This is a genomic window from Castellaniella sp. (genome assembly GCF_034675905.1).
Lineage (GTDB): Bacteria > Pseudomonadota > Gammaproteobacteria > Burkholderiales > Burkholderiaceae_B > Castellaniella.
In genome coordinates, this window is record NZ_JAUCCV010000009.1 from 246,049 (window position 1) to 261,365 (window position 15,317).

At 57.6% G+C, this 15,317-nt stretch carries 23 protein-coding genes and 2 pseudogenes; 19 read left to right on the top strand and 6 right to left on the bottom strand.

Annotated features, from left to right (window positions below; translation table 11 throughout):
- Positions 1 to 62 precede the first annotated feature (62 nt).
- The 6 genes from VDP79_RS09940 to VDP79_RS09965 form a co-directional block, all read right to left on the bottom strand.
- Positions 63 to 1,343 carry a TIGR02679 family protein gene (locus tag VDP79_RS09940; RefSeq protein WP_323018043.1) on the bottom strand — a complete coding sequence of 427 codons (1,281 nt, stop codon included), beginning with the start codon at positions 1,341 to 1,343 and terminating at the stop codon, positions 63 to 65.
- A complete protein-coding gene (locus VDP79_RS09945) occupies positions 1,333 to 2,958 on the bottom strand; it encodes a TIGR02680 family protein (RefSeq protein ID WP_323018044.1) in 1,626 nt (541 codons plus the stop codon). The genes VDP79_RS09940 and VDP79_RS09945 overlap by 11 nt, the downstream gene beginning before the upstream one ends.
- Before the next feature lie 14 nt (positions 2,959 to 2,972).
- Entirely contained in the window at positions 2,973 to 3,839 is an 867-nt protein-coding gene (locus tag VDP79_RS09950) for an NYN domain-containing protein (protein ID WP_323018045.1), read from the bottom strand.
- Between the two features lie 205 nt (positions 3,840 to 4,044).
- Positions 4,045 to 5,132, bottom strand: a protein-coding gene (locus VDP79_RS09955) for an IS3 family transposase (protein WP_323016664.1) whose coding sequence is annotated in 2 segments (ribosomal slippage) — positions 4,045 to 4,880 and positions 4,880 to 5,132 — 1,089 coding nt in all. Because the reading frame shifts where the segments join, the coding sequence is not laid out codon by codon here.
- A gap of 96 nt (positions 5,133 to 5,228) precedes the next feature.
- Complete coding sequence (locus VDP79_RS09960) at positions 5,229 to 6,173, bottom strand: nucleotidyl transferase AbiEii/AbiGii toxin family protein (protein WP_323018046.1); 945 nt, start codon at positions 6,171 to 6,173, stop codon at positions 5,229 to 5,231.
- Positions 6,166 to 6,570: a hypothetical protein gene (locus VDP79_RS09965; protein WP_323018047.1), complete on the bottom strand. Its 405-nt coding sequence runs from the start codon at positions 6,568 to 6,570 to the stop codon at positions 6,166 to 6,168. The genes VDP79_RS09960 and VDP79_RS09965 overlap by 8 nt, the downstream gene beginning before the upstream one ends.
- Before the next feature lie 397 nt (positions 6,571 to 6,967).
- Between VDP79_RS09965 and VDP79_RS09970 the strand changes: the two genes are divergently transcribed.
- From VDP79_RS09970 to VDP79_RS10045, 19 genes and pseudogenes are all read left to right on the top strand, one after another.
- Positions 6,968 to 7,210: a helix-turn-helix transcriptional regulator gene (locus VDP79_RS09970; protein WP_323018048.1), complete on the top strand. Its 243-nt coding sequence runs from the start codon at positions 6,968 to 6,970 to the stop codon at positions 7,208 to 7,210.
- 299 nt (positions 7,211 to 7,509) lie between these two features.
- Positions 7,510 to 7,776: a hypothetical protein gene (locus VDP79_RS09975; protein ID WP_323018049.1), complete on the top strand. Its 267-nt coding sequence runs from the start codon at positions 7,510 to 7,512 to the stop codon at positions 7,774 to 7,776.
- Between the two features lie 252 nt (positions 7,777 to 8,028).
- Positions 8,029 to 8,334, top strand: a pseudogene (locus VDP79_RS09980) (transposase); the annotation flags it as partial.
- Positions 8,335 to 8,614: 280 nt separating this feature from the next.
- Positions 8,615 to 8,842 carry an NTP transferase domain-containing protein gene (locus tag VDP79_RS09985; RefSeq protein ID WP_416233098.1) on the top strand — a complete coding sequence of 76 codons (228 nt, stop codon included), beginning with the start codon at positions 8,615 to 8,617 and terminating at the stop codon, positions 8,840 to 8,842.
- 264 nt (positions 8,843 to 9,106) lie between these two features.
- Positions 9,107 to 9,421: a hypothetical protein gene (locus VDP79_RS09990; RefSeq protein WP_323018051.1), complete on the top strand. Its 315-nt coding sequence runs from the start codon at positions 9,107 to 9,109 to the stop codon at positions 9,419 to 9,421.
- Between the two features lie 51 nt (positions 9,422 to 9,472).
- Positions 9,473 to 9,853 (top strand): hypothetical protein, encoded by a 381-nt coding sequence (locus VDP79_RS09995; RefSeq protein ID WP_323018052.1) that lies wholly within the window; start codon positions 9,473 to 9,475, stop codon positions 9,851 to 9,853.
- Positions 9,850 to 10,518 carry a hypothetical protein gene (locus VDP79_RS10000; RefSeq protein ID WP_323018053.1) on the top strand — a complete coding sequence of 223 codons (669 nt, stop codon included), beginning with the start codon at positions 9,850 to 9,852 and terminating at the stop codon, positions 10,516 to 10,518. The genes VDP79_RS09995 and VDP79_RS10000 overlap by 4 nt, the downstream gene beginning before the upstream one ends.
- 2 nt (positions 10,519 to 10,520) lie before the next feature.
- Complete coding sequence (locus VDP79_RS10005; RefSeq protein WP_323018054.1) at positions 10,521 to 11,141, top strand: DUF711 family protein; 621 nt, start codon at positions 10,521 to 10,523, stop codon at positions 11,139 to 11,141.
- 20 nt (positions 11,142 to 11,161) lie between these two features.
- Complete coding sequence (locus VDP79_RS14950) at positions 11,162 to 11,413, top strand: DUF711 family protein (protein WP_416233089.1); 252 nt, start codon at positions 11,162 to 11,164, stop codon at positions 11,411 to 11,413.
- Complete coding sequence (locus tag VDP79_RS10010) at positions 11,347 to 11,652, top strand: DUF711 family protein (protein WP_323018090.1); 306 nt, start codon at positions 11,347 to 11,349, stop codon at positions 11,650 to 11,652. Before VDP79_RS14950 ends, VDP79_RS10010 begins: the two co-directional genes overlap by 67 nt.
- Positions 11,653 to 11,656: 4 nt before the next feature.
- Positions 11,657 to 11,788 (top strand): hypothetical protein, encoded by a 132-nt coding sequence (locus VDP79_RS10015; protein ID WP_323018055.1) that lies wholly within the window; start codon positions 11,657 to 11,659, stop codon positions 11,786 to 11,788.
- Positions 11,785 to 12,030 (top strand): hypothetical protein, encoded by a 246-nt coding sequence (locus VDP79_RS10020; protein WP_323018056.1) that lies wholly within the window; start codon positions 11,785 to 11,787, stop codon positions 12,028 to 12,030. Before VDP79_RS10015 ends, VDP79_RS10020 begins: the two co-directional genes overlap by 4 nt.
- Positions 11,979 to 12,251: a class I SAM-dependent methyltransferase gene (locus VDP79_RS14955; RefSeq protein ID WP_416233090.1), complete on the top strand. Its 273-nt coding sequence runs from the start codon at positions 11,979 to 11,981 to the stop codon at positions 12,249 to 12,251. Before VDP79_RS10020 ends, VDP79_RS14955 begins: the two co-directional genes overlap by 52 nt.
- Complete coding sequence (locus VDP79_RS10025) at positions 12,251 to 12,484, top strand: hypothetical protein (RefSeq protein WP_323018057.1); 234 nt, start codon at positions 12,251 to 12,253, stop codon at positions 12,482 to 12,484. Before VDP79_RS14955 ends, VDP79_RS10025 begins: the two co-directional genes overlap by 1 nt.
- 79 nt (positions 12,485 to 12,563) lie before the next feature.
- Complete coding sequence (locus VDP79_RS10030) at positions 12,564 to 12,797, top strand: hypothetical protein (protein ID WP_323018058.1); 234 nt, start codon at positions 12,564 to 12,566, stop codon at positions 12,795 to 12,797.
- A gap of 28 nt (positions 12,798 to 12,825) precedes the next feature.
- Positions 12,826 to 13,056 carry a hypothetical protein gene (locus VDP79_RS14960; protein WP_416233091.1) on the top strand — a complete coding sequence of 77 codons (231 nt, stop codon included), beginning with the start codon at positions 12,826 to 12,828 and terminating at the stop codon, positions 13,054 to 13,056.
- Positions 13,019 to 13,549 carry a hypothetical protein gene (locus VDP79_RS10035; protein ID WP_323018059.1) on the top strand — a complete coding sequence of 177 codons (531 nt, stop codon included), beginning with the start codon at positions 13,019 to 13,021 and terminating at the stop codon, positions 13,547 to 13,549. The genes VDP79_RS14960 and VDP79_RS10035 overlap by 38 nt, the downstream gene beginning before the upstream one ends.
- A gap of 182 nt (positions 13,550 to 13,731) precedes the next feature.
- Positions 13,732 to 14,211, top strand: a complete 480-nt coding sequence (locus VDP79_RS10040) for a hypothetical protein (protein ID WP_323018060.1) — start codon at positions 13,732 to 13,734, stop codon at positions 14,209 to 14,211.
- 635 nt (positions 14,212 to 14,846) lie between these two features.
- A pseudogene (locus VDP79_RS10045) lies at positions 14,847 to 15,253 on the top strand (sugar 3,4-ketoisomerase).
- Positions 15,254 to 15,317 lie beyond the last annotated feature (64 nt).

Here is a 15,317-nt window from a genome sequence, read left to right on the forward strand (position 1 = left end):
GGGTTTGCACAAGGAGGGGGATGAAGCACGTAGTGTACCGGTTAGGGATCGATAAATAGCGGCTATCCGGTTCGTTTGGAGGGGTGAGTCCGGCGCAGATCCGGCATCAGAGAATCGGCCACGGCTTCTTCGGCAACGATCAGGCCATGGGTCTGCATGGCCAGGGTCAGAGCAGGATCCCATCGGGCCTGCGCCGCTGCGTCTCCCAGGTCCGGGGGGCGGTGCGGCGCGTGCTGCAGGGCATTTGCATAATCTGCAGCGCTCATCCGCCAAGGGCGGGCTTGCCAGCGTTGTTGGACATAGTTGGCGATCTGCAGTCCGGGCCAGTCGAAATCCCCGTGATAGGCCAGTTTGGCGCCGGCTGCGGACAATTGATCCAGCAAGGTGCGTTGGGCGGCCGACGGCATGCCATCGGTGCACACCAGCGGGGTGCAATGATCGGCCAGTTGATCGGCGGCAATGGCCAGCAGGTTGGGATTTTCGCAGACATGAACCGTGATCCCCGCCACGGCCCATCGGGGCGGGTGGCGCAACAGTTGGCGCAGCGACAGATATGCGGGTATTCCTGGCTGCCAGGTGGCGTTGGCGATGTCCTGGACGGGCAAATTCAGACACAGGGCGGGACGAGCCAGTTCATTGACCAGAATACCGGCGCGCGCCCAGATGGTCCGGCTGTGTTCGTCGCTGACTTCAGGTTCCGATAAGGGGGCGGCTTCTGTCTGGGCCCATACCGCCAGCACAAGGCGAGCCACCGCCCGGCCATCATCCAGGGCATGGGCGTCGCCCAGGGTGCGGGCTGCAAGCTGCGCCCTGGGCATGCCTTGGGCCGGCAGTTGCTGCATGACAGCATGGGCTTGTGACAGCAGGCTTGCCGCATGGTGGATATCGGATCGGCCAAGCCGCTTCAGCAAGCGGGTGGACAAGGGCGTTTGCAACCAGACTAGCAGCCGTGTGTCCAGCCGATCGCCACAGCCATCGGCGTGTCTCTGGCCGCTTGTCAGAGCCGTCCAGGCCTGCATCTGTTCAGTTTTAGCTGCCTGCCGGTCGATCAATGGGCCGTCGATGTATTCCAGCGCTGCGCGCAGAGACGCACACACCCCGGCCTGATGCAGTGCCATATCAATGCGGGTCAGATCGATGCGGACGGTTTTTGCCGGTCGGGTCGGCTTCCCCATCAGTTCGGCCAGTCTTTCCTGTTCCTGGGGTGACAATCCGCCTAGCTGCAGATAGGAAGGGTGCTGCCCAGCCGGGTGGCGTTCATAGTGACGCCGCAGCCGTTGACGCAGTTTTTCCAGGTCAGGGCCGCCCAGCAGACGCTGCAGGCGTGCATCATCAGGGGGCATGTCCATTATCTATTGCGTCCGTTTCGACATCAGGCGGGAATCGCTGCCCAGGGTCCGGTGCGTGTCGTTTGGTGCGCCCGTCCCAAATCCAGCGTGATATGTGGACGGCGTCGATGCCTTCGCGACGCTGCAACTGGGCGATGGCGACGCCGGGCAGTTCGACCGAGCAGGCCCATTCCCGTTCGCTGGTGACGACAAAGTCCAGATCGAACTCCCGGATCAAGGCCCAGCAGTGAGCCCGGGCCGGCTCGTCAATCCCGGCGAAGACCTCGTCCAGCAGCACCAGGCGCGGCGCATGGCTGCTGCCGCCGCGGGTGTAAAAGCTGGAAACCGCCGCAAATAGAGGGACTGTCAGGCCCAGCGCCCGCTCGCCGCTGGATGCGGGGCCCATCAAAGAGCGCCATTCCCCGGCAGCCCAGCGCTCTATCCGGAAGCGGTGCCAGCGGCGGTAGTCCAGCGCCCGGTCCAGTTGTTCCTGCAGGCTGGATCCGGGTAAGATGTCGCTGCGGCTGCGTTCGGCCTCGATGCGCTGCTGCAGCATCTCGCCCACTACCCGGCGGTCGTCGGCTGACCATAGATCGGTACTGGTGTTCAGCAGGTGTTGGCGGGCGGCTTCCAGGCCGACAGGCGCCCCATCGACCCCTTCCGGCAGCGTTTCCCATTTCAGGCGGAAGCGGACGCCGGTGCTGGTAGGGCGTTGATGCAGTTCTTGATTGATCGCCAGAATCTGCTGTTGTGCATCGCGCAGGCGCTTCTGAATGGCGCTTGAAATTTCCGCCTGCAAATGCGTTTCCAGGATTTCACGTTCGCGGGCGCTCAGCAGTTCCTTGCGCTGTGCGATTTCGGCAGTCAGGTGGGCCTCAAGACGGTCGGGGCGTTCCGGGCGGTTGTGGTAGATGATGTGCACCACCAGACCGAAATCGCTGGTATCGGCCTGCGCCTGGTGGCCCAGCGCGCTCAGGGCCTTGCCCAGTTCGGTGTAGTCCTGGGAAATTTCACCCTGGATGCGTGTCCAGGCGGCGTCATCGTCCACGGTTTGACTCAGGTGCCGTTCGGTACGCCGTGCCAGGCCCAGGGCGGTTTCGATCGACCAATTGTCCTGCGGCGCGGGCAATTCCAGATCCGGCAGCGCCGAGGCCAGCAAACCTGTCCCGGTGAAGTCCCGCCACTGCGTCATGGTCTGCTGGCGCGCCTGCATCCGCTGTTCCAGCACTTGATTGGCCGCTTCGGCTTTTTGGGTCATGCGGGCATGGTTTGCAGAGGCCAGGCGCAGCTTGTCATGGCAATCCTCCAGGGTCTGCTCGGCTTCCTGGGACAGACGGTACAGATATTGCGCCCGATAATAGTCGCTTAGGCTGGTGACCCGCGAGACATCAGGCTGGGATTCCAGATTGCCCCAGTCGGTCAGCTGATTGAGCGCCGCCTGGATGTCGATGAGTTTGGGGCGTGAGGCCGGCGGCAAAGAAGACCAAGCGCCTTCGGCCAACACTTCGTCCGGGCGCAGATGCAGACGAAACTGGCGCTTGGCAGCAGCAAAGCAATCCATTATCTGGCGGTACAGGTCGGCCTTCTCGACGCTGAGATGGCGAAAGAGGTCGGCTTGCTGAGAGGGCATGCGAGGTATCGTATTCAGTCCTGAGAGCGACCTTGTACCGCCCGCACAAACAATCCGCGGATGCGGCGCATCTGTGCGCCGGTCAAGCGTTGACCTGAAAGGGCATCGGAAGTTCTGGCCACCAATGGGCGGTCGTACTCTGGGGGAACCGTTTTCTGAGTTGAGAAGTGCAGGGTCAACTGTTCTAGTTGCTTCTGCTCGATGGATGTCAGCAGGCTTTCGATGATGGCGATAGCAGCTGTGTCGATTTCTCCGATTGTTTCTGCACCGGCGGTTGATGCGGGAGCCATGGTCGTTGAATCAACGGGGCCCGCAGCGGCGGCAGGTTTATGCGTAGGTGAAAGCAGGTCAAGGTGCTTGGCGAACCAAGCGCCATCCAGTGTCGTCACAGAGTCGGCTTCCATCTGCAGCGTGGGGCTTACGTTCTTTGATGGGTCGCCAGCTGCGAGAATATGGACGCGGACACCGAATGACTGCGCCACCTGAACCGCTATGCGCAGATCTTCATCGCCGGTCACGACAACCGCGTCTGCGGTGGCCCGGTTACGAGCAAGGTCGATAAGGTCCGTTACGATCAGAGAGTCGACACCCTTTTGCTCGCCTGCACTATTGAGAGCGCCAAGCCGTAGTTTGATGCCCGCCAGCATGGCAAGTGTCGATTGTTCCAGCGACAGGCGCGGACCAGGCATCGCATCGTACCAATAGGCACGCAGAAGAGGGAGGCCGCCGACTGCCAGGGAGGCTTTTTTGCAGAGGTCATCCAGCATTGCGGCAGGTGCTTTCAAAGCGACCTGCTTGCGGGGGATATGGTCCCCAAAGGCAGCCTGGGCGCCAGCGGCAAAGAAGTAGCCGGCGTCGACGAAAATGGTATAGCGATCCATGCAAGGTCCTTTCGGAACTCTGTAAAAGTAAAAGCCCCTTTCGGGGCTTTGTGTAGGCCGCCGCGCCAAATACCGTAGTGAACGCAAGCGACAATGGCACTACTCTAGGGCTGGCGGCGCAGTTTGTCAACCTGTTTTTGGCGCGTTGTTGGCGCATGTTGGTGGGTAATCCCCCCATTTTTAGCGATTGCCAGAAGTAGGCAGGCTATGCGGCCATGGCCAGCCGCTGTTTTGGGGTGATGCCGCCCAAGGCCATATTTGGGCGTTCGTGATTGTAGGACCACATCCACTCTGTCGCTACGCGCTGGACCTGATCCAGATCTTCCCAGTGATATTGGGACAACCATTCGTAGCGCACAGTTCGATTGAACCGCTCGACGTAGGCATTTTGTTGCGGCTTGCCCGGCTGGATGTATTCCAGCTTGATGCCCCACCGGCGTGCCCACTCTGTGATCGCTGAACTCAGGTATTCAGGGCCGTTGTCACAACGAATCGCCAAGGGTTTGCCGCGCCAGGCAATGATCTGTTTTAACGCACGGATGACCCGCTCCGAGGGCAAGGAGAAGTCAATCTCGATGCCCAGCGCTTCGCGGTTGAAGTCATCGATCACGTTGAACAGCCGGATACTGCGTCCATCGGACAGTTGATCGTGCATGAAGTCCATCGACCAGACCTGATTCGTGGCGGCGGGTACCGTCAGCGGCTCGGGCGCCTGGCGCACCAGGCGTTTGCGCGGCTTGATTCTCAGGTTCAGCTCCAACTCCCGATAGATGCGGTAGATCCGTTTGTGGTTCCAACCGAAGCCCTTCACGTTGCGCAGATACAGGTAGCACAGCCCAAATCCCCAGTTGCGGTGGTTGTCCGTCAGGCGCAGCAGCCAGTCGGCGATTTCGTCGTTTTCAGCCTTGTGCTTGCCCTCATAGCGATAGCACGTCTGGCTGATGCCAAACGTCTCGCAGGCCAACCGGACCGATACCCCGCACTCCTGCACCACACGTTGAGCCATCTCGCGGCGGCGAGATGGCTTCACCACTTTTTTTCGAGAGCCTCCGCGCGCAGCTCGGCCTTGAGCTTCTCTTCGACGTACATCTTGCGTAGCCGGGCGTTCTCCGCTTCCAGCTCCTTCATCCGCGACATCATCGGCACATCCATGCCGCCGTACTTGGCGCGCCACTTATAGAACGTCGCGGAGCTGATGCCCAGTTCACGGCACATCTCAGGCACCGTCATGCCGGCCTCTACCCGTTTGATCGCGTCCAGGATCTGGCTGTCTGTGAATCGTGACTTCTTCATGCTGTAGAACTCCTCAATGAGAAAATTCTACTTCTGATCTCACCGCCTTTATGGGGGGATTACCCATGTCGTTTTTTGGAAGAACTGACCAGCAGTTCACATCACGTCGATGTGCTCATGTATTCGAGCCACCAGAGCCTCGAAATCTGGCTGACCCTGGTAATACAGCGCTTCCGTCTTGCGGTACTCCAATGCGAAGCGCTCGCGTTGTGCGGTGTCAGCAAGGACAAAGGCTTGGTTTCGTGCAATCACCTGCTCATCCCCGCTGCGAAAGCGCTGCGCCTTGCGCTCCTGATAGGCCGGCTCCCGCATGAATGCCTGCACCTCCTCCAAGCCCAGAAGGCAGTACACGTCATAGTAGTGCCGAAGGAAATTGCCCGGAAACACCTCCGACTCACTCAAGCGACGGTACTTGGTGGAAATTGTCTGAAGCTTCTCGACGAAAGTGTGCGTCGGCGCATAGCAAGGTACCGCGACTGCACGGTTGTCGAACACGTCTACGCCGCGATCTCTGGCAACATCGAAAGCCCATGACGAGATCGTGACAGCTCGATTGGGTGCCGTGTCGTCAAACCCAAGCTCTAACAAAATTCCATCTTTGACGCCTGCCAATGCCGATACGCGCTGCGTGTATATCAAGCGGATGCCAGCGCTGCGCATCTTGTCGTCGTCAAATTGCGTGTCGCGCTCAACATTGTCGATGCCTGGGATACGGATACGCGCCGCCAGTTCGTCGTAATACGTACGGCGCGAAAGGACGTGCGTTGGCTTATCTTGATTACGCCCCGTCTTCACATCCATGTCGGCGGGCGGCTCGACGCGAATGTCGATGTCTTCGGAAAAACGATGGATAACGCCAAAGCCCTTCGAGAGCGACGTCCCTCCCTTTAGTTCGAACTGGAAGCCCTGTGCCTGCAAACCCCACAGGCAATGCATGATCCAGTAGTCCTTCTCGACCAACATAGGATCAAGCCCTCGTTCATCAGCGACAAGCGCAAGCAACTGATCAAAGTCCTTTCGCGCGTGCAAGAAATCAAGCACTTATCCACTCCCGCAGGCGCTTGCGCGTCGCCACATTGCCAAAACTGTCGGCGGCCCGCTGCAGCCGGACTGAGTCGAACGAGGACAGCTTGCCGCGCGCTTGGCGCAAAACGGCATCGCGATCCTCGGCCAACTCTTCAAGATTATTTATCAGATCGACATACAGAAACTCGGGGGTCAGCTTCTTTGGGAAGCGCGGCTTCATTCGAAAATCGAACTGCCGGTTGCCAAGTTGGAAAACACCATGACGCTTGTGGTTGTAGACCAGCGTGCGGTTATAGAGCTGAGTGGTACCAAGACCCACGGCGTTGTAGGCCGAGGGTGAAAACACCAGAAAGTCCTTGTCACGAAGAAAGCCTCCCACCACTTGGTCATCCGTTGGTGGCAGCGGGCCCAAAGCTGGACTGCTTCGGCGCGTGGTAGAGGCCCTGAGCGAGTTTTTTCAGCTTTCCTGTAGCTACCAACTCACGGAGATGCCTATCCACTGCGGTGGACAGACGTGCCAAGTCCTCGCGCCGATAGACACGACCGGCTTGCAACTCATCCGCAAGATGAGCTGCGGCCCCTCGAAGGGGATCAACGGTAGATGGAGTAGCTGCAGGCACGTCGAATTTCTCATTGAAATTTCATGCATTTTATCGCATTTTGCCGACTATGTCGGCCCCCAAAAAAGTGTCCAAGAGACGCCCGGCTATCGGTGTTTACGATATCGTTGTTTCATCGGCATCATCGATGTTTGCATTTAATCGATAATATCGATATATTGTGAATATCGATCTCAGCGATATTTCATCATGCAAAAATTATCGACGACTGATCAGATGGCCCATGTATTGATTGCGCGGCGTAGGGCTTTAGGATTGACCCAGGCCGAAGTGGCTTCGCGTTTGGGCATCAGCCAGAATCGCCTGTCTGAGCTAGAGAATCAGCCTGCCGCGCTGACCGCAGATCGTTTGCTGGCATTGGCTGGAGTCCTGGGGCTGGAATTGACGCTCCAAGAGCGCGCTCAAAGCGCACCTGCGCAAGACGAGTGGTAGTCATGGCGCGGCGATCCAGAAGCAGATGCCTGGACCTTTGGGCTAATGGCGTTCGGGTGGGGCAGTGGCAGGTGTCTGGCAAAGGCATGGACACTCTGACCTACGACCCGCAGTGGGTGGCTTCGCCGCAGGGGCGGCCCTTTGCCTTTCACGTTGGACAATGCGCCGTTGCGCGGTGCGGCTGTTCACAGCTACTTTGATAATTTGCTGCCCGACGCTATCGCTTGACGCCTTTGTATGACGTGCTCTCTGCTTGGCCCGTGACCGGGCGCGGGCCCAATCAATTGGACGCCAACCGCTTGCGCCTGGCCATGGCTGTCAAGGGAAGCAATACACACTACCGCCTGCGGGACATACAGCGCCGGCATTTCAACCACATGGCGTACCTGTGCGGCTGGGGGGTGAATATGGAGGACCTGATCGCCGAGGTGTTGGATCCGTTGCCGCAGATTCTGGAAACCGTGGCAGCTGACTTGCCGGCAGGATTCCCGGCAGCGGTGTTTGCTGCTGTGCAGGCAGGCATGCGTGATGCGGCGGATCGATTGGCAAGGATGCCTGCGAGATGAATCCTGGAATCGGTCCGTGATCACTAGGTACTCACTCATCCGCGAGCGACCAGAGTTGTGGGGTGAAGATACCGGGGTGGATTGGGGCGGTCCGATGCTGCTCCCAATCCCTGCCTTTCCCCCATCTATTCACTAAATTACCCTTCTTTCTTTTTTGCTGGATCGGCCCCCTGAAGCACCGGACACAGTCATCTACTTAAAATAGTAGGTAGGCATACGACTGTGTTTATGACCAACAGCAAGCAGGAAGTGATGGAGTTACTGACCCAGCCGGAACGTCGGCGGCGCTGGTCAGTGGAGCGGAAGCTGGCCATGCCATGGTGCGCGAGAGCAATGAGTCTGGCCAGACGGTGTCGATGGTAGTGCGCCGCCATGGCGTGAACCCGAACCAACTGTCCCACTGGCGCAAACTGTACCAGGACGGCGGCCTGTCGGCGGTGAGGGCTGGCGAGCGGGTGGTCGTCGCCTCGGAGCTGGCCAACGCGCTCAAGCAGATCCGAGAATTGCAGCGGATGCTGGGCAAGAAGACCATGGAGAACGCAGATTCTGCGCGAAGCGAAGCTGACGGGGTGAGTCGGCTCGGGATGACTAGGCATTCGCTGAGTCGCTCTGGGAATAACAGGTTCTCGAGTCTTGTTCGGATCTTCTCTGGTGGCTCCGAGCCGACTCACAGATTCACCTAGTGCGCCATTTTTAGAAACTGGATGAAGATCATGATGATGTTACCCCTAATACCCCTCTTTTTTTGTCATTGCTGGTCTTCGTTCGCTGCTATCCTCTTCGTTGTGGAAGGGGAGGTATCGTAGGTAGATGAACAGACTGGATATGGAGGGTGGTTGTGCAGGGTTATGAGGTAGGTAGGCAGCAGGCAGGCCCCTCGGTCGTCCTTTTAGCTGCTGGCCGAGGAAGCCGCATGGGCCCGTTGACCGAGCAGATTCCCAAAGCGTTGCTGGAAGTTGGTGGGCGGCCCGTTTGGATTGGATTCTGGATGCAGTGCTCGCTAGGACGACCGGAGAGGTTGTGGTTGTGCTGGGAGATGGTGCTCAATTGTTATCCGAACACCTAGCGGCGCGGTACGGGGGCCGAGTGCGTACGACTGTCAACGCTCGGTATCGCGAGGATGTCAATATTTGTCGGTCGAACAGGGCGTCCAGACGCTGATGCACCCTGAGTGGGGCTACCTGATCGTGGAGACCGATTTGCTGGTTAATAGCTGGGTCTGGGATCGGGTGTTCGATCAGATGCGGGTATCATCCGATTGTTCTGGGTGTGTCGCGGACGGTACAGTACTGGGCTGACCGGGGGGATCGTCCGTACGCCTGTTGGTGATGTGATTGATGCCATTGACTACCAGCCGGTGTACCAGTCTGAGTTCGAGGGGTGGCGCAAGATGCTGGGCATGCTGTACGTTGGTCCGAGAGAGGTCGGCCCTGATTGTCGGTACCGTCAGGCGATGCTCGGCGATGTGAGGCAATACTATATGCGGCCATGGATCGTCCACAGGGATGCATTGCCTTGTCGTGCGTTGCAGGTGGACGGTGGGTTTGCAGCATCCTTCAATACGTCTGCCGAACTTGATACCGCCACCCAGGCGTTTTTGACTGATGTTGGTGCGGAAGTTGCCGGAAACGGTGAGGTTAAATAACCTTTTAATGATTACAGCTGATTATTCATGAGCACAGAGAATTCATCTTTGATGATTTGGGTCCCAGTGGGGCGTCTTAAGCATATCGAAGGATTCAGCAAGAAGCGAGTCCAGAGCCTGATCGACAAGATCTGGTCCGAGGGGGTCTGGATCAAGCCGCTGGCGCTGGATGACATGCATGATCTGGTGCTGGATGGTCAGCATCGCATGGAAGTCGCCAAGACCTTGGGGTTGAAATGGGTGCCGGTCGTGCGCTACCGCTACGCCGACGTCGATCTCTGGAGTCTGCGCCCGAACCATGCGTTCGACTGGCGCGAAGTGACTCGGCGTGCGTTGGCCGACGAACCGTACCCCTACAAGACTGTTAAAGATCGGTTTCCCGATGGCGGTTTGCCGGCCTGCCGTTTCCCGCTGGCGGAGCTATTCGAATGAGCACGGTGGAGCACGTCATCATCCTCGCGGTGGGCAAGAGCCTGCAGCTTGACGGGATCAGCAAGATCCTGATCCGCCACCCGACCGACGGTCGCACGATTTTGGACTGGGCCATCGAAGCCTTTGCTGGCAAACGAATCACGGTCGTTGTGGGTTTTCGGGCAATCCAGATCATGCAGGCCTATCCCAATCTGGATTACATCCATAATCCGGAATGGGCGTTGACCAACAATGCCATGAGTTTGGGGCTGGCCCTGACCGAGGCACCTACCTATGTGGTGTCAGGCGACATTTTCATTGAACAACGGTTGATTGAGCGTCTGGATCGGGAGGCGCCGGACCTAGTGCTCACCTCTCGGCGCGAGAAGCGCAGGTTGACGGCGGTGTATTGCGTACTCGACGATGCGGGGTGTGTGATCGAGCCCTATCAGGGGCCTGTGCGCGACATGGCGCACCCAGAGTCGGTCGGGCTGTTCAAGGTTTCTTCTCCCGAAGTGCTATGGCAGTGGCGCAGACGCTGCATCGAACACTCGAACCTGTTCGCCGGTCAGTTGCTGCCTTGCGATCCGCCTCGTGTGCGGTCTGTGTGTTTGGCCGATGACGAGTTGTTTTTCGAGGTTAATACGCCCACTGACTATATGGAACTTATCCGGAGCCGCGCATAGCCATGATTCGTTCTCTGACGATGGGCGTGCCCATGACTCTCGGTCGAAGCAGGGGTCCTATCCGCCAATTGGAGGCCTTCAACCGTCATCTGGCTCTCCTGGGACAGGAGCAGGGCATCCAGACGCGCACGGTGCGTCTGACGCGACCCGCGGGCCCCTCCGAGGAGGAAGGCCACCAGCCCGGCGCCCTGTCCTCCATCATGGATGGTGTGCGGGGTTCAGCCGATGTGCTCGGCGCGCGCTGGTATTGCCTGCCGCTGGACCTGTTGCGGTCGGGTATGCATGGCGCCGTACTTGATGAGGCGCAGACCCTGGTGCTGCGCGGAAAACGCCTGTTTGTCAATCTGATCGCTGCCGACCCGGAGGTCATTTCCATCAAAGGGGCGCATAGCGCCAGCCGGTTTATCCTGAGTCTGGCTCGGCGCGGCAATACCGGCGTCGATAATTTCAGAGTAGGCGTATTGGCGGCATGCCCGGCAAACACGCCTTTTTTTCCGTTTTCGCGCCATGAGGGCAGCGAGCCTGGATTCAGTCTGGCACTGGAGACCGGATCTCTAGCGCTGCAATGCGCTGAACGCGCGCGCTCGGAACAGCTCTCGTTGCTGGACTTTAGGAGCGGCTGATCAAGGCCCTGGCCGATGAGATGAGCCGTGTGGATGCCTTCGGCCAGTCCTTGGAGGAGAAGTCGGGGATCGAATACCGAGGCCTGGATGGTTCGCTGGCACCTTTCCCCGATGGGGTAACTTCCATCGGTCATCTGGTCGAACTGCTGGGCCCTTCACCTGTAGGTGCCCTGAATACACGGCACGCTTTTCATCACCAGCGTCTCTGGGAGCTGCTATTAAGACCGCGTGCGCGCGAGCGCAGGCCAGGACCGTGGGATTCAACGGCGTGATGTACTCCCTATTGGAAGATAACGGCCTGGCTGAGGCGAACAATCTGCGAGCGGTGACGATTGAGAAGCTTGCTGTTTTTTCGAGCGTATGTGGTTGCGGCATTGATATGGTACCGGTGCCGGGCATGATGTTTGCCGAGGATCTGGCGGGCCTAGCGCTTGGGGATTTCTGCGTTGGCCGTGCGACTGCGCAAGCCTTTGGGAGTGCGGGTTTTGCCGATACCGACACGAACGATTAATGAGATGACCCAATTGAACCTGGATTTCCTGTGCGACAGTCGGGTGATGGATGTGGGAATGAGCGCCTCCGCGCTGATGCTCTCGGGTGATGTCTGGCGCTATGCTGCCAGTCGGGATGAGTTGGAGCAAAAATGATTGATGCGGATAAAGTGAAGGCTTTTTGGGACGGACGGGTCGATGCCTATCGGAAGGTCGCACTCAAAATGGTGGCAAATCTGGAGCAGGATGAAAATAACCTGCATCTGAAGATCAACGACGAGACCCAAAAGGTCTTCGACTGGCTGCCGCCGGTCGATGGGCTGGAGGTCCTGGATTGGGCGCCGGGGTGGGGCAGTGGAGTTTTCGCTTCGCTGAGCGCAATGCGCGTCGCGTCCTAGCCGTCGAGTACGCGCAAGGGCTGGCGGAGATCGGTCGCAAGGAAGCGCGGGATCGAGGTCTGGAGCAGGTCGAATTCCATACGCAGGCGGCCGAGGCCTTGGAGGTGGGTGCGCCGTTCGATCTGGTATTCATCTCGGGCCCTTGCGCCCACCCGAACGACGACGGAAAAACGGCCTTCTGGCTCATGTCCCGGGGTTTCTGCACCCAGGCGCCTTGCTGATGCTGCGCGATGGCATGGGGGTGGCCGGGCGTCATGAGATCAATGACCGCTTCTCTGAACACCTGAAGGAGCAGTATTCGGCGACCTACCGTACGCGGGACGAATATGTCCGGCAGTTCGAGTCCGTGGGTCTGTCCCTGCTGCGCGACGAGAACATGTTTCTCGAGGGACACCCGTTGAACAAGTATCCGGAAACCCGGTTGCATCTGTTTCTCTTCGAGCGGAAGCGCTGATGCCTCGGATCCAGCCGCTGAGCCGGGAAGTCGATTGGCCGCGCGATGAAGGGGTAATTGGCGTGGTGGGTGTGGCGCCTTGGGCGACGTTGGATTTTCTGGGGCGCTCTACAGCTTGGTGCCCGCGACCAAGGATTGGCATTATCCCCGCGTGCTGACCGATATCAATACCAAACTACCCAGCCGAGGGCGGCATCTGGATCTGGGTGAGCGCAATCCCGCACCCTATATCCGGGAAACCATTGAAGAGTTGGCCGTCCAGGGAGCGACTTGCGCCGTGGTTACCATGCAATACGGCGCATATCCTTTTTGATCAATGGGGTATCGGGACTTCGATTCCGGTGCTGAGCATTGTCGATGCGGTACTAGATGAATTAGTTGGGGACTGTGGGGCCGTGGCGGTGCTGGCCTCAGGTTCGATTGCGCGTTTTGGCCTGTACGAGCGAGCATTGAAAGCGCGAGGGCTGGCGCCTATGGGGCTGTCGGAGGATCAACAGGCTGTGGTCAACCGGGCGATTGCAGAGGTGAAAGTCGATGGACAGGTATCAGCTGTCATGCATAGGGCTGGTTGAAGTATTGCTGAGAGATTTTGTTGCGCACGGTGTCGGTGGGATTATCCTCGGATGTACAGAGTTGGCAGGACTGCTGACTACCTGCAAAATGTGTGTACCGGTGGTTGTGGAGTCTAATGCGGCGTTGGCGGGACCGGGGCGGTTCACGGTATCGGCTTGCTTTCAGTTGATGCTGAATAACTGTACGCGTCTCAGGTGTTTATCTAGGAATAAGGCATTGAAACTGCAGAGCCAATCTCGCAAACGCTTGGTAATTCTGTACCAGATGCCCGAGTCTTGGCTGAATGTGCTCTCGGTTTGGGAAGCGGCGCAGGCGGATCCTACATGGGATGTGCGTGTTATTGTGCTGCCATTCCTACATAAAGAGCATGACTGGAAGCCTGAACTGTCTAAAAATCATTTAGATGGTTTCGGGAGTTGTACACCAATTTTGGAATCGTTTCGACCTGCAGGAGGCATCTGGGTCAATCTTTCTTTTTACATCGCCTTATGATTCCACGCGTCCGCCAGAATATCATTTTGATAGAATAAAAAAATTATCTGTGGCGACGGCTTATATCCCCTACGGGTTGGAAATAGGCGGAGGGGAGGTGAATCTTTTCTATCAATATGGGCAGCCTATCGCAGAGGGCGCCTCTGCTATCTTCGTGCGAGGAGCAGATTCACGAGAAATGTATGCAAGGCATTGCGCAACGGGTGCAGGGCATGTATTTGCAACTGGACTGCCCAGAATGGATGAGCGGCTCAGATTTTTCCAACTTCCTTATAGACCCAAGATTGAGAGCCGAAATCGGCAATAGGAAAGCTGTCCTATGGAATGCTCATTTCAGGTTTGACGCGGAATTGTGGTCGACGTTCGATTTTCTGGGGGGAGGGATTTTTGAGATCTTCGAGGAGCAGCCACACCTTTTCCTGCTGTTTCGTCCCCATCCTTTGCTCTGGAAGCAATTAAACAATATGGGCGTCCTTGATAGGGCAGGTGTGCATGCATTTAAGCGCGAACTGATAGCAAGGGGTGTCATCATCGATGAACGCCCGGACCATCGCCACGTTTTTGCTGCCAGCGCGGCCATGCTGAGTGATGTCGGTTCTTTCCTGCTGGAATATCTTGTGACGGAAAAGCCAGTATTTTATTGGAAAATCCAGACGGGCTAGGTGTTAATGATGTGGGAAAAGCTCTTATTCCTTTATATGATAAGACTTCAAGGATAGAAGGGGTTCGGAGATTTCTGGACCAGAGTTGACAAGAGGGGATGATCCTCCAAAGCAACGGCGGCTCTTGGCAATAGATAAATTCTTTCCTCAGTTTGATGGCCAAGCCGGACAAAGAGCGCTACGGCGACTTGACATGTTTTTCCAATGAGGTGCAGTCATATGTCAATCCAGAGCGACCTATTCCAGCAGCTGGCCTTGATACGGAAACGTCGATAGTGCGGGCCTGCCCGTGGATTGGAGAACGATGGCGGTGCTGAAGCCTGCGCCCAGTGTTGACACTTATTCTGGATGTGGATACTCCTTCTGAAGTAAGAGAAATCTTGTTATGTCTGGATTCTCAGACATACAGACGATTTCGAGCTGATTCTCATCAACAGAGGTGCTGAAGGGCTTGAAAGCTTCCTTCAGGATATCTGCTTGCCCGTGACGTATCTGCATCTTGCTGGACGGGACACCCCGGCAGCAGATCTGGCCACTCGCTTTGGCCGTAGCAGGCGCATGGTGCAGATTGAACGAGGGAGCACATATCCGTTGGATTACACGGCGAAGCTGATCGAAGCTGGAGCAGAGCAAAGATGAGTTTTATTGAATGGATTGAATTTCCTCCATTGGGCGATGCCCGTGGCTCCCTCGTTGCTCTAGAAGGTCAGAAGACAGTGCCTTTTACCATTCGTCGAGTTTATTACTTGTTTGGTACGAAGGCTGGTGTGTCGAGGGGGTTTATGCGCATCGGCATTTATCGGAGGTTGCAGTTTGCGTCACAGGAAGCTGCCGAATAGTATTGGATGATGGTTCTAGACGCGAGGAGGCATTACTCGACGCACCTACGCGCGGCTTGATGATCAGGCGCATGGTCTGGCGGGAAATGCACGACTTCACATCATATTGCGTCCTGTTGGTGCTGGCCAGCGAACACTATGACGAGGCGGATTACATCCGGGACTATGGGCAGTTCCGGTCGGAGTTGGGTGGGAAGGAATGATGTCTGTGCTTGAGCAAGATGATAGGGTGCCCGCTTCTGGATCAGGGGCAGATGGGCCAGTCGG